Here is a 21046-nt window from a genome sequence, read left to right on the forward strand (position 1 = left end):
TAGAGGTAAAGCACAATGCTAAACCACTACAGACAATCCTCCAATCCTCGATTTTTGGGGAAAACCTTGAAGAACGCCCATGCTTAGTGTATTAAACGCTTTTAACGCTTTTCCCCTCGCCGAATTAGAAGTAGGTCATCACTTCTTGTGGCAACTGGGCAGTCTCAAAATACATGGGCAAGTATTTCTCACCTCATGGTTTGTGATTGCTATCCTAGTAATAGCATCACTAGCTGCCACCAGAAACGTCCAAAAAATTCCTAGCGGCATCCAAAATTTGATGGAATATGCCCTAGAATTTATTCGGGATCTAGCGAAAAACCAACTCGGAGAGAAAGAGTATCGCCCCTGGGTACCATTTATTGGTACGCTATTCTTGTTTATCTTCGTATCAAATTGGTCAGGAGCATTAATTCCCTGGAAGCTAATCCACTTGCCTTCTGGTGAACTAGCCGCCCCTACCAACGACATCAATACAACCGTCGCATTGGCATTGCTAACCTCCTTGGCGTATTTCTACGCTGGATTTCGCAAAAGAGGTTTAGGCTACTTTAAGAAATATATTGAGCCAACACCAATTCTGTTGCCAATTGCCATTCTCGAAGATTTTACCAAGCCCCTCTCCCTAAGCTTCCGGTTATTTGGAAATATATTAGCGGATGAATTAGTAGTCGCGGTATTGGTATTGCTCGTGCCTCTCTTTGTGCCTTTGCCAGTAATGGCTTTGGGTTTATTTACTAGTGCCATTCAAGCCCTAGTATTTGCTACCCTAGCCGGGGCATATATTCATGAAGCCCTAGAGGGACACGGCGAAGAAGGACATGAGGAGCATTAACGCCCTCAGTTGATCGCCCAGTTAAAACGAGCAAATTCGCTCAAAACATCGCTACAGCGATTTGAGAACCTAGTACAGTGTGAAAAACACATATCTAGTTGTTACGTACATTTGTAATTTTTGTAGTTAAAGCAAGGAAAATCGTCATGGATCCAATCGTACAAGCTGCTTCAGTTCTAGCTGCTGCCCTCGCTATCGGTTTAGCTGCAATTGGACCTGGTATTGGTCAAGGTAATGCAGCCGGTCAAGCAGTAGAAGGTATTGCTCGTCAGCCCGAAGCAGAAGGCAAAATTCGCGGCACACTACTTTTAACATTAGCCTTCATGGAATCCTTGACAATTTACGGTTTGGTAATTGCCTTGGTATTGCTATTCGCTAACCCTTTTGCCTAAGACCGAAAAAGTTTTGTTAGTGTAGAGACGTGAAAGATGTCACAGACAGCGAAAAGCTGGACATCTGCACGCCTCTACAAACTGGCAACTTATCGCTCATTAGTCAGAACGGGATTCGTAAAATTATCAAAGGCTGGATCATCTTACTAGCCAAGAAAATTAGTATTCCAGCCAAAGAGGAGAGAAATGTTTGATTTCGATGCTACCTTGCCATTAATGGCATTGCAATTCCTGTTGTTGGCAGCTTTGTTGAATGCAATTTTCTACAAGCCTATGACCAAGGTATTGGATGATCGGGATAATTATGTCCGTACCAATAACCTTGATGCTCGTGAACGCTTGGCTAAAGCTGAAGCATTAGCTAAAGAGTATGAGCAGCAACTATCATCTGCGCGTAAGCAATCTCAATTGACTGTAGAAGCTGCCCAGAATGAAGCTAAGAAAATTACAGCACAAAAAATAGCTGAAGCTCAACAGGAAGCCCAAGCTCAACGCGAACAAGCTGCTAGAGAAATAGAGCAGCAAAAGCAAGCAGCTATGGCAACCCTAGAAGCACAAGTTGATGCCCTCAGCAACCAGATTCTAGAAAAACTATTAGGACCTGCTTTGGTGAAATAGTTCTAACTATATCACCAAGTTGGTGCTACGAAAGCATAAACACATCAGGGCTTATGCCCGAAAATGTGGCGAAATTTAAGTGTCCAAAACATTGGCACTTTTTTCCCTGTCGGGAAAAATCAACGAATTACCAAGCGAGCAGCGCACTTGTAGATGGCTAACATGGGCAATATTTTATTACTTGCCGCAGAAGCTGTTAACTCTGAAATGGCAGAAGGCGCAGCAGAAGGCGGTTTCGGTCTAAACCTAGACATCCTGGAAACCAATCTAATTAACTTAGTAATTCTGATTGGCATACTATTCTACTTTGGACGCAAAGTTTTAACCAATATCTTGAATGAAAGACGCTCCGGTATTGAAAGCGTTATTCAAGATGCAGAAGGACGCTTGCGGGAAGCACAAACTGCTTTGGCAAAAGCCCAAGGGCAGTTAACCCAAGCACAGCAAGAAGCACAGAGAATTACTCAAGTAGCTGAACAAAATGCTCAAGCAGCTAAAGAAGCTATTTTAGTTAAAGCGAATCTGGATGTAGCCCGTTTAAAAGAAACCGCAGCATCTGATTTGAATGCAGAACTAGAAAAAGCTATCTCCCAACTTCGACAAAAAGTAGTTGCACAAGCACTGCAAAAAGTTGAAGGACAACTCAAGGGTGGTATTAGCGCAGATGCTCAACAAATTCTAATTGATCGTAGCATCGCACAACTGGGAGGCGAGATATGAAAAGTGATGCAGCAACCGCTGAAGTATCTCAGCCTTATGCACAGGCACTGTTATCCATTGCTCAATCTCAAAACTTAACAGAAGAGGTTGGGGGAGACGCACGGACTTTCTTGAGCTTATTAACAGGGAGTCAAGAACTCACAAGCTTTTTGAGCAATCCCTTTGTCAAGCCAGAGAACAAGAAAAATGTCCTCAAACAATTACTTGGTGAAGGTGTAAACCTCTGCCTCCGTAACTTTTTACTGCTGTTAGTTGACAGAAGACGGATTGCTTTCTTAGAACCAATTTTACAGCAGTATTTAGTGCTATTACGCCAACTAAATCAAACTGTATTAGCTGAAATTACTTCTGCGGTTCCGTTGACCCAAACCCAACTGCAAGCAATTACAGAAAAGGTAATTACTCTGACCAAAGCTCGTCAAGTGGAATTAGCCACAAAAATAGACAGCGATTTAATTGGTGGTGTAATTATCAAAGTTGGTTCTCAAGTAATTGACGCTAGTTTGCGTGGACAAATACGTCGTCTTTCTTTGCGTTTAAGCAGTAACTAAAAAGTTCTGATAAATGTCAGTAGTCATTAGTTAATGGTCAATAGTCAATAGCTAATAAAAAACAACTGACAACTGACCGTTCGGCTGACGCTCACGGCGAAGCAACTGACAACTGACAACTGACAACTAACAACTAACAACTGACAACTGACAAATGAGTATTTCCATTAGACCTGACGAAATCAGCAGTATCATCCAACAACAAATCGAGCAATATGACCAAGAGGTTAAAGTTGCTAACGTTGGAACAGTGCTACAAGTTGGTGACGGTATTGCCCGGATTTATGGCTTGGAAAAAGCTATGGCTGGGGAACTCCTAGAATTTGAAGATGGCACAATTGGTATCGCCCAAAACTTAGAAGAAGATAACGTCGGTGCGGTACTGATGGGCGAAGGTCGGAGTATTCAAGAAGGTAGCTCTGTAACCGCTACTGGTAGAATTGCCCAAGTAGGCGTAGGTGACGCTCTCATTGGTCGCGTTGTTGATGCTTTGGGTCGTCCTATTGATGGTAAAGGTGATCCAAAAACAACCGAAACTCGGTTAATTGAATCTCCTGCCCCTGGGATTATTGCCCGTCGGTCTGTACATGAACCGATGCAAACAGGGATTACCGCTATTGACTCCATGATTCCCGTCGGCCGTGGTCAACGGGAATTAATCATTGGAGATCGTCAAACTGGTAAAACTGCGATCGCTATTGACACCATCATCAACCAAAAAGGTGAAGATGTAGTTTGCGTTTACGTAGCTATCGGTCAAAAAGCTTCCACCGTTGCTAACGTAGTTCAAACCTTACAAGAAAAAGGCGCGATGGACTACACAGTAGTTGTTGCGGCTAACGCCAGTGACCCAGCTACCCTCCAATTCCTCGCACCCTACACAGGCGCTAGTATTGCTGAGTATTTCATGTACAAAGGCAAAGCGACCTTAATCATCTATGATGACCTTTCCAAGCAAGCACAGGCTTATCGCCAAATGTCCTTGCTCCTCCGTCGTCCACCCGGTCGGGAAGCCTATCCTGGAGACGTATTCTACATTCACTCTCGCTTGTTGGAACGTGCTGCTAAACTCAGCGATGAATTAGGTAAAGGCAGTATGACTGCTCTACCTATCATTGAAACCCAAGCTGGTGACGTATCTGCATACATTCCTACCAACGTAATTTCTATTACTGACGGTCAGATTTTCTTGTCTTCTGACTTGTTTAACTCTGGTATCCGTCCCGCTGTAAACCCCGGTATCTCTGTATCCCGTGTAGGTTCTGCGGCGCAAACCAAGGCAATGAAAAAAGTTGCTGGTAAAATCAAACTAGAATTGGCTCAGTTTGACGACTTACAAGCTTTCGCACAATTCGCTTCTGATTTAGACAAAGCCACTCAAGACCAGTTGGCGCGTGGTGTCCGTTTACGGGAACTCTTAAAACAGCCCCAAAACGATCCTCTCTCCGTAGCTGAACAAGTAGCGGTTCTTTACGCTGGTATTAACGGTTACTTAGATGACATTGCAGTTAATCAAGTAACTAGCTTTGCTCTAGGTCTACGTGGCTACTTGAAGAATGTTAACACTGCATACTTCCAAGGCGTACAAGGTAGCAAAGCTCTAGGTGATGCAGAAGAAGCAGCTTTGAAAGCCGCTCTTACCGAATTCAAAAAGACCTTCCAAGCAGCAGCGTAACAGGTAACAGGTAATAGGTAGTGGGTAATAGGTAATAGCAATAACTTTTACCCAATTACCAATTACCAATTACCAATTACCAATTACCAATGACCTAAAAATTATGGCTAATCTCAAATCAATACGCGATCGCATTCAGTCGGTCAAAAACACCAAAAAAATCACAGAAGCCATGCGGCTTGTAGCAGCGGCGAGAGTCCGTCGCGCTCAAGAACAGGTAATTGCTACCCGTCCCTTTGCAGACCGTTTGGCGCAAGTATTATTTGGCTTGCAAACCAGATTGCGGTTTGAAGATGTCAACCTCCCCCTACTGAAAAAACGCGAAGTTAAAACAGTCGGTTTGTTGGTAATTTCCGGCGACCGGGGTTTGTGTGGTGGTTACAACTCTAACGTGATCCGCCGGGCTGAAAATCGGGCCAAGGAACTCAAAGCTGAAGGTGTAAACTATACTTATGTATTGGTTGGCCGCAAAGCTACTCAATACTTTCAACGCCGGAATCAGCCTATTGATGCCACCTACAGCGGTTTAGAACAACTTCCTACCGCCGCAGAAGCTACAAATATTGCTGATGAACTACTTTCTCTCTTCCTCTCGGAAAAAGTAGACCGGATTGAGCTAGTTTATACAAAATTTGTCTCCCTGGTTAGTTCTCGTCCCGTAGTCCAAACCCTTCTCCCTTTGGATACCCAAGGTTTAGAAGCAGCGGATGACGAAGTTTTCCGTTTAACTACCCGTGGTGGTCAATTCCAAGTGGAACGGGAAAAGGTAGCTAGTACAGTTACCGCTTTACCTAGTGACATGATTTTTGAACAAGATCCAGTGCAAATTCTGGATTCTTTGTTGCCATTATATCTGAGCAATCAGCTATTACGGTCATTACAAGAATCAGCAGCTAGTGAACTGGCCGCACGGATGACAGCGATGAGTAACGCCAGCGAAAACGCCGGTGAATTGATTAAAACTCTATCTTTGTCTTACAACAAAGCCCGTCAAGCCGCAATTACCCAGGAACTTCTGGAAGTTGTCGGTGGTGCGGAAGCGCTTACTTAACTTGGTGATTGGTGATTGAAGCCATAAAATAAACTATGGCCAATCATCAATTACTAATTTTTAACCAAGGAAAATGATATTTGTCCATCTTCAAGACGGAATTTATAGAAAAGCTAAAGAGTCAATATTTTTGCATTTAAACTTGGTAATATGACCGATACCATACAACAAATCGCTCAATACCCACTTCAATCGAAGTATTGGGTTTAAAACCAATATCTTGCACCAAATCATCAACATCAGCATAAGTTACAGGTAAATCACCAGGTTGTATTGGTAGCAGATTCTTTTTGGCTTTCATACCCAAGTAATTTTCTAGGGTTTCGATGAAGTTCATTAATTCAATCGGCTGATTATTGCCGATATTGTAATTTTTATATGGTGCATAACTTGTCGCGGGGTCAGGTGCATTTCCCGACCAATTGGGATTCGATTCAGCAACTTGATCAATAACGCGAATTACACCTTCAACAATGTCATCAATATAAGTAAAATCGCGTTTCATTTTACCATAATTAAAAACATCAATTGGTTGTCCTGCCAAAATTGCTTTAGTGAAGAGAAACAATGCCATATCAGGACGACCCCAGGGACCGTAAACTGTAAAAAAGCGCAATCCTGACGCTGGCAAGCCATACAAACTACTATAAGTATGTGCCATTAATTCGTTGGCTTTTTTGCTGGCTGCGTATAAACTAACGGGATGATCTACATTGTCGTGAACGGAGAAAGGAATTTTTGTATTTGCACCGTAAACTGAACTGGAAGAAGCAAATACTAAATGTTGTACATTTGTATGCCGGCAACCTTCTAGAATATTGACAAATCCTACCAAATTACTATCTACATAGGCGTGGGGATTTTTTAATGAATAGCGCACTCCTGGTTGTGCAGCCAAATTTACAACTTTATCAAAGTTTGATTCAATGAATAATTTGGGGATACTTTCTCTGTCTGCTAAATCTAATAAATGGAAGCTAAAACCTGGTTTTTCTAAAAGTTGTTTTAGTCGATCTTTTTTTAAAGTTACATCGTAATAATCATTGAGATTATCCAAACCAATAACTTCATCGCCCCTTTCTAGTAAGTGTTTACTGAGGTGAAAACCAATAAAACCAGCCGCACCTGTAACTAAAATTTTCGTCATAATTTCACCACTGTAATATATATGGAGATTTACATTCTCCGTTTCTGCGTAAATTTTGTAACTTGTTAAGATAAACAATAATACTTAATAAATAATGTTGTATTTAATACTCATTTAATTTATATTACGTAATTTACTTCTGATATCAATCACCGAAATAGAGAATATAGCGGTTTACCAACCCGTTACTAATATAGCATTCTCATTTTTGCCTCCCGTCTGTCCCCTGGTTTTATGAATAAGTTTAAGAATCATCAGAGTACAGAATGTAGGATAAAATCTATATTCATCCCAGAAAATGGAAGTATGTATCTTCTTGAATATCAAATTTAGATTACAGATTCGACATACTTCTTAATAAACCAACAGTGTAAACGCAAAACGTTCTAATCTGAAAATCGACCGAGTTAATTTACTGGGTTTTAGAGGCGTAACATTCATAAATACGCAAAAATGTCAAGCCTTAAAATAAATAACCCAGGCTGAACAGATAAACAATTATGATAGGAGTCTTAAAAATCCCATGAGTGTTAAGGCAAGCGGTGGAAGCTCAGTTGCGCGTCCGCAACTATATCAAACCTTACCTGTCGCCACCATTTCCCAAGCGGAACAACAAGACCGCTTTTTGGGAAGAGGTGAACTAAGTGAACTTGGCAGTTATTTTACCTCCGGGGCAAAGCGGTTAGAAATTGCCAAAATTTTGACAGACAATTCCGAAATCATCGTTTCTCGTGCGGCTAACCGGATTTTCATTGGTGGTTCACCAATGGCTTTCTTAGAAAAGCCCCAAGAGAAAGAATTGGCAATGGTTGGCGCTGGTGCTAATGTCCAAGAGGGCATGAAACTAGGAACAGTCACCTACGTTGAAAGTAGTGGTGGTTTCTTTGAAAACCTCCGTTCTATCTTCAATACTTCTGCTGGTGGACCAACACCTCCAGGCTTTAGACCTATTAACGTCGCTCGTTATGGGCCTAGCAACATGGCCAAAAGCTTACGTGACTTGTCTTGGTTCTTGCGCTATGCCACCTACGCCATTGTCGCTGGCGACCCCAACATCATCTCTGTAAATACCAGAGGTTTGCGGGAAATTATTGAAAATGCCTGTTCTGGAGAAGCAACCATCGTCGCTTTACAAGAAATCAAAGCAGCGTCCCTGTCTTATTTCCGTAAAGATGCCGCAGCCACAGAAATTGTGACTGAGTACATGAATGTGTTGCTGACAGAATTTAAAGCACCAACACCTTCTACTAAAGTTCGTCAACGTCCTTCCGGTGACCAACAAGGGTTACAACTGCCACAAATTTACGCTGTGGCCGCAGAACGTCGTCCCAAGTACGCCATGAAGCCCGGCTTGTCTTCTAGCGAAAAGACAGAAATCATTAAAGCGGCTTACCGTCAAGTATTCGAGCGCGATATTACCCGTGCTTATAGCTTGTCTATTTCTGACTTAGAATCGAAAGTCAAAAATGGCGACATCTCCATGAAGGAGTTTATTCGCCGTTTAGCTAAATCTCCCCTTTACCAAAAACAGTTTTATCAGCCTTTTATTAACAGCCGGGTGATTGAATTGGCTTTCCGTCACATTTTAGGACGGGGACCAAGTAGCCGTGAGGAAGTGCAAAAATATTTTGCCATTGTTTCCCTCAAAGGTTTGGCAGGTTTAGTTGATGCTTTGGTAGATTCTACCGAATACAGCGATTACTTTGGTGAAGAAACAGTTCCCTACATTCGGGGTCTGGGTCAAGAAGCCCAAGAATGTCGTAACTGGGGACAACAGCAAGACCTGTTTAAATACAGTGCGCCTTTCCGGAAAGTTCCTCAGTTTATTACAACTTTTGCTGCTTACGAACAACCATTACCTGACCAACATCCCTACGGTTCTGGTAATGACCCCTTGGAAATCCAATTTGGGGCGATTTTCCCGAAAGCAACCCGCAACCCCAGCAGCAGCCCTGCACCGTTTAGTAAGGATACTCGCCGGATCTTGATTCACCAAGGTCCTGGTATCAATAACCAACTCAGCAATCCTAATGCTCGGAGTGTAGCTCCTGGGACTTTGGGCGCGAAGGTGTTCAAGTTAGACCAGTTACCTGGAACTATTGGCAGAAAAGCTCCTAAGGGTGTAAGTGTCAAGTTCTCGGAAAGTTCTACCCAAGCGGTAATTAAGGCTACTTATCTACAAGTTTTTGGTCGTGATGTTTACGAAGGTCAACGGCTGAAAGTTGCGGAAATTAAGCTGGAAAACGGCGATATCACCGTCCGCGAGTTTGTGCGGATGTTGGCGAAGTCGGATTTATTCCGGAAGATGTACTGGACTTCTCTCTATGTCTGTAAAGCCATTGAGTACATTCACCGTCGCTTGTTAGGTCGTCCTACCTATGGTCGGGAAGAAAACAATAAGTATTTTGACATTGCTGCTAAGAAGGGCTTTTATGCAGTCGTTGATGCCATTCTTGACAGTGAAGAATACAGTCAAGCATTTAATGAAGATACAGTTCCTTACGAACGCTATCTAACTCCTGCGGGTGTGTCTTTACGTCAATTACGTGTGGGGACTATCCGCGAAGATTTGGCGAATGTTGAGAAACAGGAAACACCTCGCTTTGTGGAATTGGGTACAGTCACAGAAATGCGGACTGAACCAGATATTGAGTTCCGCATTAACCAAGGTGTTACTAAGCAACGTGAGCAAACCAAGGTCTTTAAACTGACAGCAGTTAAAAATGACAAGGTTGCGGCGGAAACTGTGATTAGCGGCGCTTATCGGCAGATTTTCGAGCGCGATATTGCTCCTTACATCTCTAAGAACGAGTTCACGGTTCTAGAAAGTAAGTTGGTGAATGGTGAAATCAGCGTTAAGGAATTTATTCAAGGTTTGGGTTACTCTAGCCTGTACCTGAAGGAGTTCTACACACCTTACCCCAATACAAAGGTAATTGAGTTGGGTACTAAGCATTTCTTGGGTCGCGCTCCTATTGACCAAGCAGAAATTCGTAAATACAACCAAATTCTCGCTACTCAAGGGATTCGGGCTTTTATTAGCGCGATGGTTGAAAGTGCTGAATATGGTCAAGTGTTTGGTGAAGATACTGTTCCTTTCCGTCGCTTCCCCACTTTACCTGCGGCTAATTTCCCCAATACCGAGAAGCTTTACAACCAGTTAACCAAGCAAAATGATGATTTGGTTGTTCCTAGTTTTGAAACTGTGAAGCCACGGATTAAAACTGAGAATACGCCAATTCTAGCGAAGGCGATCGCTGATTTGGCAGCCCAAGCCAAGAAAATGGACAAGACTAAACCCTTGTTTATTGAATTGGGTCGTTCTTTCAATGATGGTCGTGGTCAATCTGTAGAAGTTGGTGTTGGTACAAGCCGTCGCAAACCAGCCCGGATTTACCGTGCTACCACTGGGACAAATTCCCCCGAAACCAATCAGGTCATTAATGCTATCTACTGTCAGGTAATGGACGTATTTAGCGGTCAAGTACCTGCTTATTTCCGCCGTTCTGACTTGGATAGCAAATTGCGTAACGGTGAAATTACCGTGCGTGAATTTGTTCTCGAACTAGCCAGTTCCGAAATCTATCGCAAACGGTTCTACGCGCCTTATCCCAACACCAAGGTAATTGAATTCCTCTTCCGTCACCTCTTGGGACGCGCACCAGCTACCCAAGGCGAAATCCGTCAATATAACAAATTATTGGCTGATAGCGGTTTAAGGGCTGCTGTAGAGGCAATTGTCAACAGTCCTGAGTATGCTCGTTACTTTGGTGAAGACGTTGTTCCCTACAAACGCTATCCATCTTTACCAGCAGGTAACTACTTGGGTAGTGTTCAAGCTGAAGCTGACTTGGTGAAACAATCTTGGTCTAGCTTGTCTCCTTCTGTTCTCACAGGTGGTCTTCCCAATAGATAGGAAAATGGGTCATGGGTAATAGGTAATAGGTGACAGAAAAGGTTGTTTTATCTAGCTTTTTACTGTTCCCTGTTCCCTGTTCCCTGTTCCTCCGCAGTCGCTCCACTTGGGGAGACCCCAAGACCGCGCTGCTCTCTGTTCCCTGAGAATGAGCAAATCTGAAAATAAGTGTTACAAAATATTAAGAGCAGTAATAAATGCTCAACATAATACTGGACAATATTTTGCGGGAGGTAATTGAGTTTTCCACCTGGTTTACACCAAATCCAGTCAATCTGGCTAAAAATGTAAATCAAGATGTAAATTCAGTACCAACCATATAAAGTCGTACCAGTTTAATCAAATTCTGGTTCCATTAGTTTTGGAGGAATCCATTAATGAGTATCGTCACGAAAGCTATCGTGAATGCTGATGCAGAAGCTCGCTACCTCAGCCCCGGTGAATTAGACAGAATCAAAGGTTTTGTTGCTGGTGGCGCACAACGTCTTCGCATCGCTCAAGTATTGACCGAAAACCGCGAACGCATTGTTAAAGGTGCTGGCGACCAACTGTTCCAAAAACGTCCTGATGTTGTTTCCCCCGGTGGTAACGCTTACGGTCAAGAAATGACAGCTACTTGCTTGCGTGACTTAGACTACTACTTGCGTCTTGTTACCTACGGAATCGTTTCTGGTGATGTTACAGCCATCGAAGAAATCGGTATCGTTGGTGTCCGCGAAATGTACAAGTCTTTGGGTACTCCCATTGATGCAGTTGCTGGTGGCGTTGCCGCTATGAAGAACGTTGCTGCTACCTTGTTGTCTGCTGAAGACTCCGGTGAAGCTGGTTCTTACTTCGACTACGTTGTTGGTGCAATGCAGTAAGTTTTAGCTGTTTTTTGGCTCAAACTAAAACTGTGGCAATAAGGTTGGAAATAAGGAAAAAACAACAATGCAAGACGCAATTACCTCCGTTATCAATTCTTCAGATGTTCAAGGTAAATACCTTGATACCGCTGCTCTCGAAAAGCTAAAAGGCTACTTCGCTACTGGTGAACTGCGCGTTCGTGCAGCTACAACCATCAGTGCTAATGCTGCTGCGATCGTTAAAGAAGCTGTAGCTAAATCCTTGTTGTACTCTGACATCACCCGTCCCGGTGGTAATATGTACACCACACGCCGTTACGCAGCTTGTATCCGTGACTTGGATTACTACTTGCGTTATTCTACCTACGCTATGCTTGCTGGCGACGCTTCCATTTTGGATGAGCGCGTATTGAATGGTTTGAAAGAAACCTACAACTCCTTGGGAGTACCCGTAGGCGCTACTGTTCAAGCTATCCAAGCTATGAAGGAAGTAACCGCTAGTTTGGTTGGTCCTGACGCTGGTAAAGAAATGGGCGTTTACTTTGACTATGTCTCCTCTGGCTTGAGCTAAGAGTTAGCTTTGCACTTAGTCATATAGGTGCGGCTTTGTTAAGGTCTGGAGATCAATCATGATTGCTAGAAGGTTCTCTTGCTGATTGATTGTAAGTGTTATCAGTCTAGTATTGATGGTTGATTTCCAGCCTTGGAAAAAATAATTAAAGATTTTGACTCAAGATATTTGAGATAAAAAAGTTTCTAAAACAATATCAGGAGATTTGAAACAAAATGGCTCGTTTATTTAAAGTAACTGCTTGTGTTCCCAGCCTAACTCGGACTCGCACCCAACGCGAATTACAAAATACTTACTTTACTAAGTTAGTTCCTTATGAAAATTGGTTTCGTGAACAACAACGGATTCAAAAAATGGGTGGCAAGATTGTTAAAGTGGAATTAGCAACTGGTAAACAAGGTACTAATACTGGTTTGTCTTAATTTCTATAAATCAAACATTATTTTATTTTGATTTTATCAGGGGTCAGTAATGACCTCTTTTTTATGTTGAGAATTTCATATCAGAGAATGTCAAAGAGCGGATTTCTTCATCAATTCCTGAACTTGAGCCGCTACCAGAGGATTTGGATCTGTTTTTAATGTTTTTCATTACTATCCGGCATTTTTTCCCGTTCCACAATTCCGTGTTCTATCAGCCGCTGGAGTTTTTCCTGTGGTGGACGGCGATCTAAAATATGCAATAACATAGCAAAAGTCCTGAACAACTGAGTATTATTTTTCCCACTCAGCCTTCAGGACTATCATTTTAGAATAAATTGACATAAATCTAATTATGGTTGAATGCTGAGGGAATGGGAAAAATTTCCCTGGGGTCAATTTTAGATCCTATTATTCACTAATTCATACAGCACTCATTACCAGGTTGTTGACAAGATTATTTTTTGGGTGAAATCAGCATCATCATATTCCGCCCTTCTTTCTTAGGTGCTTGCTGAAGTTCACCAAAAGGCTCTAAATCCGTAGCCATCCGTTTAAGCAGCGTTTCTGCCAAGTCACTGTGTTGAATTTCCCGACCTCGGAACATCACAGTAGCCTTAACTTTATCGCCATCTTTGAGGAAGCGTTCAGCTTGCTTAACGCGCACATTATAGTCATGTTCTTCTATTTTGTAGCGCATTTTCACTTCTTTCACATCAGCCGTGTGCTGCTTCTTCCGGGCTTCCCGCGCCTTCTTCTCCTGCTCAAACTTATATTTCCCATAGTCCATTATTCGACACACTGGCGGATCAGCCTTGTCACTAATTAGCACTAGGTCTAATTCCTTTTCCTCTGCTAATTGTATCGCTTCCTGCGGAGTTATAATTCCCAGTTGTGCGCCATCAGTGTCAATCACCCGAATTTTCGGGAAGCGAATCCGTTCGTTAATTTGGGGCAGATCGCGAGTTCTTTTTTTCTCAATCACAGGCATTATGATTAGTGGCAGCTCTATTAGTTAAGATTTTGGACTGGTCTTCAATTTAGTTAGTTTAGTTTGATATGCCATTGAAGGCAAAATACAACAGTAACTCAGAATTGGAAAATGAATATCCCTCTCTAGTGTAGCAAATTTATAAGGGAAGTTTAATCAAGTGATTGACTGTATAGTCTGACTCTGAGTTGATTCCACTGCATTATTTAACGTAAATTACATGATATTTGACACTAATAACTATTGTTACAATTTTCTTCTGAGATACATAGAGGTATGATATCTAGAAGATGTTTCCATGATAGCAAAATTAGGTATACATTGAAGCTAACCAAATATAATGTAACATATTAAGAAAGAACGCACAAAATTAATAGTTTCCAACTAATCACTAAGAGATAACTGTGACTACCGTAACACATTGGCAGCAAAGAGTTGGTAATCAAAGGGATTGGGTGTGGCGTGGTTGGCAAACCCGTTATACTTATATTCGTCCTCCCCATGATTATGCAAAAACAACACCTTTAATTTTACTTCATGGTTTCGGCGCGTCCATTGGTCATTGGCGACATAATTTAGAGGTTTTGGGTAAATCTCATCCGGTTTACGCCTTAGACATGATTGGTTTTGGGGCTTCGGAAAAGGCTGCAACTAGCTACAATGTGGAACTGTGGGTAGAGCAGGTTTACGATTTTTGGAAAACCTTTATTCGTCAACCAGTGGTTTTAGTGGGTAATTCCATCGGTTCACTAATTTCTATAGTCGCAGCCGCTAACCATCCTGATATGGTAAAGGGGATAGTGATGATGAGTTTACCTGATCCTAATTTGGAACAGGAGATGATCCCGACTGCTTTACAACCTCTTGTTAGCGGGATTAAAAGTATATTGACTTCCAGATTAATACTAAAACCGATATTTTATTTTGTGCGTCGTCCTGGTGTGCTGCGTCCTTGGACTAGTTTTGCTTATGCCAATCCTGAAGCTGTTACTGATGAACTTATAGATATTTTAGCAGGACCGCCCCAGGATAGGGGATCTGCCCGTGCCTTTAGAGCCTTGTTTAAAGCGACAACGGGGGTTAATTTTAGTCCTAGTGTCAAGAAGATTTTACCAAACTTAACAATTCCTATGCTGTTAATTTGGGGGAAAAAAGACCGATTTGTGCCACCAAAACTAGCAAATCAATTTGTTGGCTACAATGAAAAATTGCAATTGCTATATTTGGAAGATGTCGGTCATTGTCCCCAGGATGAATCACCAGAACAAGTTAATCAGGCGATTTTAGATTGGATTGGTAATTCGTCAGTTGTTAGTAGGGGCGAAGCATTTGGAAGATAAATTATCGGTCATTGCCAAAAATAGTTCTCCAAATGCTTCGCCCGTACAGTTGTCAGTTGTCAGTTGCAAAAAATATATTTCTCTCCCCTGCTCCTTGCTTCTTCTTTTGACTAAAAAATTATTCAGTAAATTTTAATTAGTATTAACTTGCGTTGTATCAACATCTGTAGTGCCATCAACGGTGTGAGCTACAGCAATTAGTTGATTAAGAATATCTTGGGTGGGAACTTGACCTTTTAGTACCACAGTGCTACCTGTTTGAGCAACCCAAATAGTGTCAATATCATCAAGGTCAGGATCTTGATCAAATGCTAATGCTACGCGCTTGGCTAAACCACTTTGGTCATATTCTCCATTTAATCCCATGCGTTCTGGCTCTGTTGTTTGTGTATTAACATCATCGCTAGAAGTTCGATTAACTTGGCCGCTTTCCGATTGCTCTAAGCCAAACATTCTTTGTAACCAACCCATAAATACTTTGTTCCTGTCAATTTTCACTGCTGATGACAATATATGGCTTTAATTTCAAGGCTGCATCTATCTTTGAAAATAGATAACTTTTCCACAGGAACGGAATGATTGTAATTATTAAGTATAAAATAAAAATTCAGACCGACAATGCAGCGTAGTCGAAACTCGCTTTGCAGTCGTCAGTAACCCAGCCCTAAAGGGACTGAGCTTGCAAGAGTAATCAGGCAAGCTGTGCTGACCAGACCACCTTGAGCTTAGTCTCATGGTAGCCGTTATTTAAGTCACGACACCCCGGAATGCGTAGCTAGTTCCCTGCTCTGTCACTTGCAATTAAACAGTTTTAAGGTCACTGAAACAGTGTTGCAAGTCTAAAAAGCTTTTATAACTGGTCGTTCGCGCAGCGTGCCGGAGGCATCTAGCTAACATTACCCCAGAAATGGGAGGCTCTTTGGAGCAAAACATTATGCGTACAGAGTTGGGAAATTTGAATCGGTAATTGTCCCGTTGAAAGTACACCACAAAAGTACCCCGAATTTCTTAACTCCAAGGCGGTAATGAAAAAAGATTCAAAGCGGTTAAAACCGCCCGTGTCGTTTCCCTCTCAGGGCTACAGCCGCTGAGTTTCCCACTTACCGGGTATTCTTATGAGTGCCGGTCTGCGTTCATGTCATGCTCTTTTAGTCGCCGATGAAACATACGCTGTCAGTTATTGTGGAAGATGAAGCGGGGGTTCTATCCCGCATTGCTAGTTTATTTGCTCGTCGGGGTTTTAATATTGAAAGCCTGGCTGTGGGACCTGCGGAACAGGAAGGAGTATCCCGAATTACGATGGTTGTTCCTGGTGATGATCGCATTATTGAGCAACTTACCAAACAACTGTATAAGTTAGTTAATGTTCTCAAAGTGCAGGATATTACAGAAATTCCTTGTGTAGAAAGAGAATTGATGCTTCTGAAAGTAAATGCTACTAGCAGTAATCGTTCGGAGATTATCGAATTGTCGCAGATTTTCCGAGCGCGAATTGTGGATGTGGCTGAAGATTCTTTGACTTTGGAAGTTGTGGGTGATCCTGGTAAAATGGTGGCGATTGTGCAAATGCTACAAAAATTTGGACTGAGAGAAATCGCTCGCACAGGTAAAATTTCTCTGACTCGTGAATCGGGTGTGAATACTGAATTACTGAAGTCTTTACAAGCAAAAGTCTAGTGTAATTGCAAACGGATGATCAAGAAGTTAATCATCGAAGTTTTTCATGTAATCAAGCAGCAGATATGGTGTAATGGCTATATCTGCTGCTATTATTTTGATAATAGGCATCTCCGGTAATTAAATGTGCGTGGTTTGAAACCCTTGTAGAGACGTTCTATAGAACGTCTCTACATTCATTTTCGGAGATGTCTAATGAAGATTAAAAGTTAGGTGTTGCTAAAATTTCATCTTGCCTAAATTAAGTCGGTAATAGAAAATTGTCGCTGTTTCTCAAGGTCTTGTAAATGAAGTTTTTCTATATATATGGCTTCAGCATAATATTTATCTTTTTCTGGTTCGGCCTCAGGATCTATTTTTTCCCATTGTTCCATAAAATAACGATAGCGTTTTTCTCGAAATACTCTCTCCATACAAGCTAATGCTGCTTGAATAACATGAGGAGTTCGTAATATTTCTGTTTTATTTTTTTCGTTGAGATGAAATATATGAGAAACTATTTCTAGTTCTTCTGCTAATTCTAAATATCTATTTTGCACACTAGAAATTAAATCAACTTCATCAACTGTAAATTCTGCCATTTGTTGCCATAAAAAGCGATGATGAGAAAGACTAAATTCTAAATTACGGTTTTCTAAATCTTCAATAATTATTTGCCGCTGCTGGGAAGAATGAAGATAAATAATTAATAATAATGCCTCCGCTCGTTCTAGTAAACTGCGTTCTGTGTTAACTAAAGATAGCTTTGGGGTTTTAGTTGCGGGATTACTTGTCCGCGGATTTAGAGATTTTATCCTACCAGGTTTAATTTGAGTTAGGAGATTTTCAACTCTTAGAGGAATAAGTCGAGTATCTCCTAAACTCAATATTTCTGCACAGGAAGAAACATAATAATTAAGTGTATCACTATTAACTATATTTTGCAATAGTTTAACTATTTGTTGGGTGACTTGTTGGAAATCAGTAGCTTGTTTTAAATCTCGATTTTTAATAATATTTTGAATTTGCCAATCAAGCCAAAGTGGCGCATTTGTTAATAGTTTTTGATAATCGGCTGAAGTGTGACTATGTAAATATTCATCAGCATCTTTACCATTAGGTAAATTGAGGATTTTTAATTGCACTTCCCCTGCATAAGCCAAATTAGCAATTTCACCAATTGCTCTTTCTGTGGCGTTTGTGCCGGCTTTATCAGCATCAAAATTGAGGATTAATTGTTTGGATTCTGTGTAACGTAATAATAGCCGAACTTGTTCTATACTTAATGCAGTTCCTAGGGAAGCAACGGCGTTATTAATTCCGGCTGCATGGAGAGCGATCGCATCAAAATATCCCTCAACTACCACCGCTTGATCAACTTTAGAAATACCGTCTTTAGCTTCATCTAAAGCAAATAACATTTTCCCTTTACTAAATAATTCTGTCTCTGGAGAATTGAGATATTTAGGTTGTTCATCTGTTAAAGTTCTGCCACCAAAAGCAATGACTCTACCTTGAATATCCCGAATAGGAATCATTAAGCGATCACGAAATACATCATAATATCCACCTCCTTCTTTCCGGGGTTTAATTAATCCCGCTTGTTCTACTAATTGCACGGGATAATGTTTACTTTCTACCAAATAACGGTAAAGAGTTTCCCAACCAGCAGGAGCATAACCTAAACCAAATTGTTGAATTGTTCCTTGTTTAAATTGACGAGTTTGTTCTAAATACTCTAATGCTTTTTGTCCTTGAGACTGTCTTAAAGTGTGTTGATAAAATTGAGCAGCAGTAGCAAGAACCGTATATAATTGATCACGTAAAGATATTTGCCGTTGTAATTCTTGTCTTTGTTCAGGTTCTAAAGTTTTAACCGGCACTTGATAACGTTTTGCTAAATCTAGTACCACGTCTGCAAATTGACGTTTTCCCAAGTCCATGACAAACTTAATCGCATTACCCGCTGCTTGACAGCCAAAGCAATAATACATTTGCTTATTAGGACTAACGCTAAAACTGGGGCTTTTCTCATCATGAAAAGGACATAACCCCAAAAAATCTTTACCTCGTTTTCGCAAAACTACATACTCCGAAACCACATCAACAATATCAGCCCTGAGTTTTACTTCTTCGATAGTGTCTGGATGTAAGCGGGGAATTTGCATGAGAGGTAAACAGTGAGAAGTGATATCTATTATATAGCAGGATTCACATCCAAAAATAGGGATAAAGCATGAGCTAAACCCCTACACCTATTCCCTATTCCCTATGGCACTACATATCAGATGCACCAGTAGCAATTAAACTTCTGAATAAGGCTGCTGACCATCCTGTTTCTTTGAGTACCGCAAATTATGTGCTATTTATTTTCAATATTTTGTTGTAAGTAAGTAAAAAAACTATTTGCCAGGATAGCAGCTTGTGTGCGATCGCGTAAACTTAGTCTATTTAAGATATTCGTAACATGATTTTTAACTGTACCCTCAGAAATATACAATTTTTTGGCAATTTCTCGATTATTATCACCAATAGCAATTAACCGCAAAACTTCTTTTTCTCTAGGGGTGAGTTCCGCTAAGTTCGCTGGTACAGCTAATACTGGTTGTGAATTAGCCGGAAATTGAGTGACTAGTTTTTTGACTATTCCTGGTCCCAATTGGGAATATCCTTTGTCAACTGCACGAATGGCGACTGCTAACTCTTCTGAGGGTGTATCTTTAAGTAAATAACCCATTGCGCCATTTTGTAATCCTGCTTTCACATATTCATCATCATCAAAAGTTGTTAAAATAAGAATTTTGCTGTGAGGAAAATGGTGATTAATTTCTTTGGTAGCAGCAACTCCATCTATGATAGGCATTCTAATATCCATTAAAATTACGTCAGGTTTTAATTTTTCAACTAGATTAATTGCGATTTGACCATTTTCAGCTTCCCCGACAATTTCTATATCTGCTTCTAATTCTAATAAGGCTCTTAAACCTTGACGAATTAAACTTTGATCATCTACAAGTAAGACTTTAATCATTTTTGTTGGTAATTGGTAATTGGTAATTGGTAATTGGTGATTGGTGATTGGTAATTGGTGATTGGTGATTGGAAAAAATATTCTCCCCTGCTATAAATAAGGGATATCAACTATAATTTGACAACCATGATTATGACTGCTATGAATATGAAATTCACCTCCTAATGCCAACGTGCGATCGCGCATACTTTGTAAACCAAATCCAGTAGTATTTTGCTCTAAATCAAAACCTCTGCCATTATCCTGAATTGTTAACTTCACAGTTTCTAATGTTGTTGTTAATTCTAGTTGAACTTCTGTGGCTTGGGCATATTTAGAAATATTAGTTAATGATTCTTGAATAACTCGATAAATAGGAGTTCTGACTTCCATAGACAATGGAGAAATAATGGATATTTGACAACTGGGTAAAATGCCAGTAGAACGCTGAAAATCTGCCGCAAGATTCTGAATTGCCTGTTCTAATGATTGTTCTTGTAAAGGATGGGATCTCATGGTAGAAACCGATTGACGGACATCTTGTAAGGCTTTTGAACCGAGTTCTTTGGCAGTGGCTAAAAACGTCATTGCTCTAGGTATATCGTGTTTTGATAACTTTAAAGCAGTTTCTAATTGAAGATTTAAAGCCGTCAGAGAATGTCCTAAAGAATCATGAATTTCTCTAGCAATACGGTTGCGTTCTTCCAAAGTTGCCTGACTTTCAATTTTCAAGGCATATTGACGGAGTTTTTCGTTTGCAGCTTGGAGTTTATCTCGACTTTGCCGTTCAGATAAAACAGTATTCATTAATACTAAAACAAATACTAAACTTAAACCAAATAAAACTGCTAAACTAAAACTAAAAAACCAAAATCTTTCTTGGGCTATTGGTGAAAATCGTCCAGGAGGCATCCTTTGTCTGAGGGTAAGTAAAAATAAAATAAATGAGGAAAAAGTAACTGCTAATCTTCCTGGTAGTGGAAAAATTAAACAACTGCGAGTTACCAAAATTAGATAGAGAAAGGGAAAAAGCCTCGCACTTCTACCACCAAAAAAGCCAGTAATTAAAATTAATATAACTTCAATAGTCGTATAAATAAATTTATTGATTTTATTGTAAGTAGGCAATCTTAAACCCATTAAACCGAAAAATGTCAAACTGCAAATTGTCAGTTCTGGATACATGACAGAAAAGCGCGGTGAAGGAGATGGCATTAATGCCATTAACGCTGAAAATCCTAATAGTAGCCATTCTAAATAAAGTAGAAATCGAAAAGGATGATTATTAAATTGAATAGGACGATTCATA

General features: G+C 40.7%; 20 protein-coding genes. 14 read left to right on the forward strand and 6 right to left on the reverse strand.

Features of this window, described 5'->3' with window-relative positions:
- Positions 1-79: 79 nt before the first annotated feature.
- The 7 genes from atpB (at position 80) to FJR06_RS09045 (ending at position 5842) form a co-directional block, all read left to right on the forward strand.
- Positions 80-835: a F0F1 ATP synthase subunit A gene (gene atpB, locus FJR06_RS09015; RefSeq protein WP_015083299.1), complete on the forward strand. Its 756-nt coding sequence runs from the start codon at positions 80-82 to the stop codon at positions 833-835.
- A 146-nt stretch (positions 836-981) separates the two neighbouring features.
- On the forward strand, positions 982-1227 hold the full coding sequence (atpE, locus tag FJR06_RS09020) for an ATP synthase F0 subunit C (RefSeq protein WP_015083298.1): 246 nt from the start codon (positions 982-984) through the stop codon (positions 1225-1227).
- Between the two features lie 186 nt (positions 1228-1413).
- Entirely contained in the window at positions 1414-1845 is a 432-nt protein-coding gene (locus FJR06_RS09025) for a F0F1 ATP synthase subunit B' (RefSeq protein WP_015083297.1), read from the forward strand.
- A gap of 153 nt (positions 1846-1998) precedes the next feature.
- Entirely contained in the window at positions 1999-2565 is a 567-nt protein-coding gene (locus FJR06_RS09030) for a F0F1 ATP synthase subunit B (protein ID WP_015083296.1), read from the forward strand.
- Complete coding sequence (atpH, locus tag FJR06_RS09035; RefSeq protein WP_015083295.1) at positions 2562-3116, forward strand: ATP synthase F1 subunit delta; 555 nt, start codon at positions 2562-2564, stop codon at positions 3114-3116. Before FJR06_RS09030 ends, atpH begins: the two co-directional genes overlap by 4 nt.
- Positions 3117-3270: 154 nt before the next feature.
- On the forward strand, positions 3271-4791 hold the full coding sequence (atpA, locus tag FJR06_RS09040; protein WP_015083294.1) for a F0F1 ATP synthase subunit alpha: 1521 nt from the start codon (positions 3271-3273) through the stop codon (positions 4789-4791).
- Between the two features lie 103 nt (positions 4792-4894).
- The gene (locus tag FJR06_RS09045; RefSeq protein ID WP_015083293.1) at positions 4895-5842 is read left to right on the forward strand and encodes a F0F1 ATP synthase subunit gamma; all 948 of its coding nucleotides are present in this window, start codon (positions 4895-4897) and stop codon (positions 5840-5842) included.
- A gap of 136 nt (positions 5843-5978) precedes the next feature.
- Here the strand turns inward: FJR06_RS09045 and FJR06_RS09050 are convergent, their stop codons facing one another.
- On the reverse strand, positions 5979-6989 hold the full coding sequence (locus tag FJR06_RS09050; RefSeq protein ID WP_015083292.1) for an NAD-dependent epimerase: 1011 nt from the start codon (positions 6987-6989) through the stop codon (positions 5979-5981).
- Positions 6990-7512: 523 nt separating this feature from the next.
- On the opposite strand from FJR06_RS09050, the gene FJR06_RS09055 reads away from it, so the two are divergent.
- The 4 genes from FJR06_RS09055 (at position 7513) to FJR06_RS09070 (ending at position 12743) form a co-directional block, all read left to right on the forward strand.
- On the forward strand, positions 7513-10905 hold the full coding sequence (locus FJR06_RS09055; RefSeq protein ID WP_168651277.1) for a phycobilisome rod-core linker polypeptide: 3393 nt from the start codon (positions 7513-7515) through the stop codon (positions 10903-10905).
- Between the two features lie 377 nt (positions 10906-11282).
- The gene (gene apcA / locus FJR06_RS09060; RefSeq protein ID WP_015083288.1) at positions 11283-11768 is read left to right on the forward strand and encodes an allophycocyanin subunit alpha; all 486 of its coding nucleotides are present in this window, start codon (positions 11283-11285) and stop codon (positions 11766-11768) included.
- 67 nt (positions 11769-11835) lie between these two features.
- A complete protein-coding gene (gene apcB / locus FJR06_RS09065; RefSeq protein ID WP_015083287.1) occupies positions 11836-12321 on the forward strand; it encodes an allophycocyanin subunit beta in 486 nt (161 codons plus the stop codon).
- Between the two features lie 215 nt (positions 12322-12536).
- The gene (locus FJR06_RS09070) at positions 12537-12743 is read left to right on the forward strand and encodes a phycobilisome linker polypeptide (RefSeq protein ID WP_015083286.1); all 207 of its coding nucleotides are present in this window, start codon (positions 12537-12539) and stop codon (positions 12741-12743) included.
- Positions 12744-13197: 454 nt separating this feature from the next.
- Here FJR06_RS09070 and infC read toward each other — a convergent pair whose 3' ends face one another.
- A complete protein-coding gene (infC, locus tag FJR06_RS09075) occupies positions 13198-13731 on the reverse strand; it encodes a translation initiation factor IF-3 (protein ID WP_015083285.1) in 534 nt (177 codons plus the stop codon).
- Positions 13732-14135: 404 nt separating this feature from the next.
- On the opposite strand from infC, the gene FJR06_RS09080 reads away from it, so the two are divergent.
- Positions 14136-15071, forward strand: coding sequence for an alpha/beta fold hydrolase (locus FJR06_RS09080; protein ID WP_015083284.1), 936 nt, complete (start codon positions 14136-14138; stop codon positions 15069-15071).
- Positions 15040-15207: a hypothetical protein gene (locus tag FJR06_RS09085; RefSeq protein WP_235082130.1), complete on the forward strand. Its 168-nt coding sequence runs from the start codon at positions 15040-15042 to the stop codon at positions 15205-15207. Before FJR06_RS09080 ends, FJR06_RS09085 begins: the two co-directional genes overlap by 32 nt.
- Here the strand turns inward: FJR06_RS09085 and FJR06_RS09090 are convergent.
- On the reverse strand, positions 15204-15542 hold the full coding sequence (locus FJR06_RS09090; protein WP_015083283.1) for a BON domain-containing protein: 339 nt from the start codon (positions 15540-15542) through the stop codon (positions 15204-15206). The two genes, FJR06_RS09085 and FJR06_RS09090, sit on opposite strands and share 4 nt — an antisense overlap.
- Positions 15543-16229: 687 nt before the next feature.
- Between FJR06_RS09090 and ilvN the strand changes: the two genes are divergently transcribed.
- Positions 16230-16748: an acetolactate synthase small subunit gene (gene ilvN, locus FJR06_RS09095; RefSeq protein ID WP_015083282.1), complete on the forward strand. Its 519-nt coding sequence runs from the start codon at positions 16230-16232 to the stop codon at positions 16746-16748.
- A 236-nt stretch (positions 16749-16984) separates the two neighbouring features.
- On the opposite strand, the gene dnaG is transcribed toward ilvN, so the two are convergent.
- The 3 genes from dnaG to FJR06_RS09110 all read right to left on the reverse strand — a co-directional run bounded on the left by dnaG (position 16985) and on the right by FJR06_RS09110 (position 21045).
- Complete coding sequence (gene dnaG, locus FJR06_RS09100; RefSeq protein ID WP_015083281.1) at positions 16985-18895, reverse strand: DNA primase; 1911 nt, start codon at positions 18893-18895, stop codon at positions 16985-16987.
- A 194-nt stretch (positions 18896-19089) separates the two neighbouring features.
- On the reverse strand, positions 19090-19758 hold the full coding sequence (locus FJR06_RS09105) for a response regulator transcription factor (protein ID WP_015083280.1): 669 nt from the start codon (positions 19756-19758) through the stop codon (positions 19090-19092).
- 90 nt (positions 19759-19848) lie between these two features.
- Positions 19849-21045 (reverse strand): sensor histidine kinase, encoded by a 1197-nt coding sequence (locus FJR06_RS09110; RefSeq protein WP_168651278.1) that lies wholly within the window; start codon positions 21043-21045, stop codon positions 19849-19851.
- Position 21046 lies beyond the last annotated feature (1 nt).

The organism is Dolichospermum sp. UHCC 0352 (genome assembly GCF_009711925.1).
Lineage (GTDB): Bacteria > Cyanobacteriota > Cyanobacteriia > Cyanobacteriales > Nostocaceae > Dolichospermum > Dolichospermum lemmermannii.

Excerpts from the sequence above, each read along its gene's own strand:
- FJR06_RS09055 (WP_168651277.1), top strand. The coding sequence starts at position 7,513 with ATGAGTGTTAAGGCAAGCGGTGGAAGCTCAGTTGCGCGTCCGCAACTA.
- atpH (WP_015083295.1), top strand. The coding sequence starts at position 2,562 with ATGAAAAGTGATGCAGCAACCGCTGAAGTATCTCAGCCTTATGCACAG.
- atpB (WP_015083299.1), top strand. The coding sequence starts at position 80 with ATGCTTAGTGTATTAAACGCTTTTAACGCTTTTCCCCTCGCCGAATTA.
- infC (WP_015083285.1), bottom strand. The coding sequence starts at position 13,731 with ATGCCTGTGATTGAGAAAAAAAGAACTCGCGATCTGCCCCAAATTAAC.
- ilvN (WP_015083282.1), top strand. The coding sequence starts at position 16,230 with ATGAAACATACGCTGTCAGTTATTGTGGAAGATGAAGCGGGGGTTCTA.
- FJR06_RS09090 (WP_015083283.1), bottom strand. The coding sequence starts at position 15,542 with ATGGGTTGGTTACAAAGAATGTTTGGCTTAGAGCAATCGGAAAGCGGC.
- atpA (WP_015083294.1), top strand. The coding sequence starts at position 3,271 with ATGAGTATTTCCATTAGACCTGACGAAATCAGCAGTATCATCCAACAA.
- atpE (WP_015083298.1), top strand. The coding sequence starts at position 982 with ATGGATCCAATCGTACAAGCTGCTTCAGTTCTAGCTGCTGCCCTCGCT.
- FJR06_RS09045 (WP_015083293.1), top strand. The coding sequence starts at position 4,895 with ATGGCTAATCTCAAATCAATACGCGATCGCATTCAGTCGGTCAAAAAC.
- dnaG (WP_015083281.1), bottom strand. The coding sequence starts at position 18,895 with ATGCAAATTCCCCGCTTACATCCAGACACTATCGAAGAAGTAAAACTC.
- FJR06_RS09070 (WP_015083286.1), top strand. The coding sequence starts at position 12,537 with ATGGCTCGTTTATTTAAAGTAACTGCTTGTGTTCCCAGCCTAACTCGG.
- FJR06_RS09110 (WP_168651278.1), bottom strand. The coding sequence starts at position 21,045 with ATGAATCGTCCTATTCAATTTAATAATCATCCTTTTCGATTTCTACTT.
- apcA (WP_015083288.1), top strand. The coding sequence starts at position 11,283 with ATGAGTATCGTCACGAAAGCTATCGTGAATGCTGATGCAGAAGCTCGC.
- FJR06_RS09050 (WP_015083292.1), bottom strand. The coding sequence starts at position 6,989 with ATGACGAAAATTTTAGTTACAGGTGCGGCTGGTTTTATTGGTTTTCAC.
- FJR06_RS09105 (WP_015083280.1), bottom strand. The coding sequence starts at position 19,758 with ATGATTAAAGTCTTACTTGTAGATGATCAAAGTTTAATTCGTCAAGGT.
- apcB (WP_015083287.1), top strand. The coding sequence starts at position 11,836 with ATGCAAGACGCAATTACCTCCGTTATCAATTCTTCAGATGTTCAAGGT.
- FJR06_RS09025 (WP_015083297.1), top strand. The coding sequence starts at position 1,414 with ATGTTTGATTTCGATGCTACCTTGCCATTAATGGCATTGCAATTCCTG.
- FJR06_RS09030 (WP_015083296.1), top strand. The coding sequence starts at position 1,999 with ATGGCTAACATGGGCAATATTTTATTACTTGCCGCAGAAGCTGTTAAC.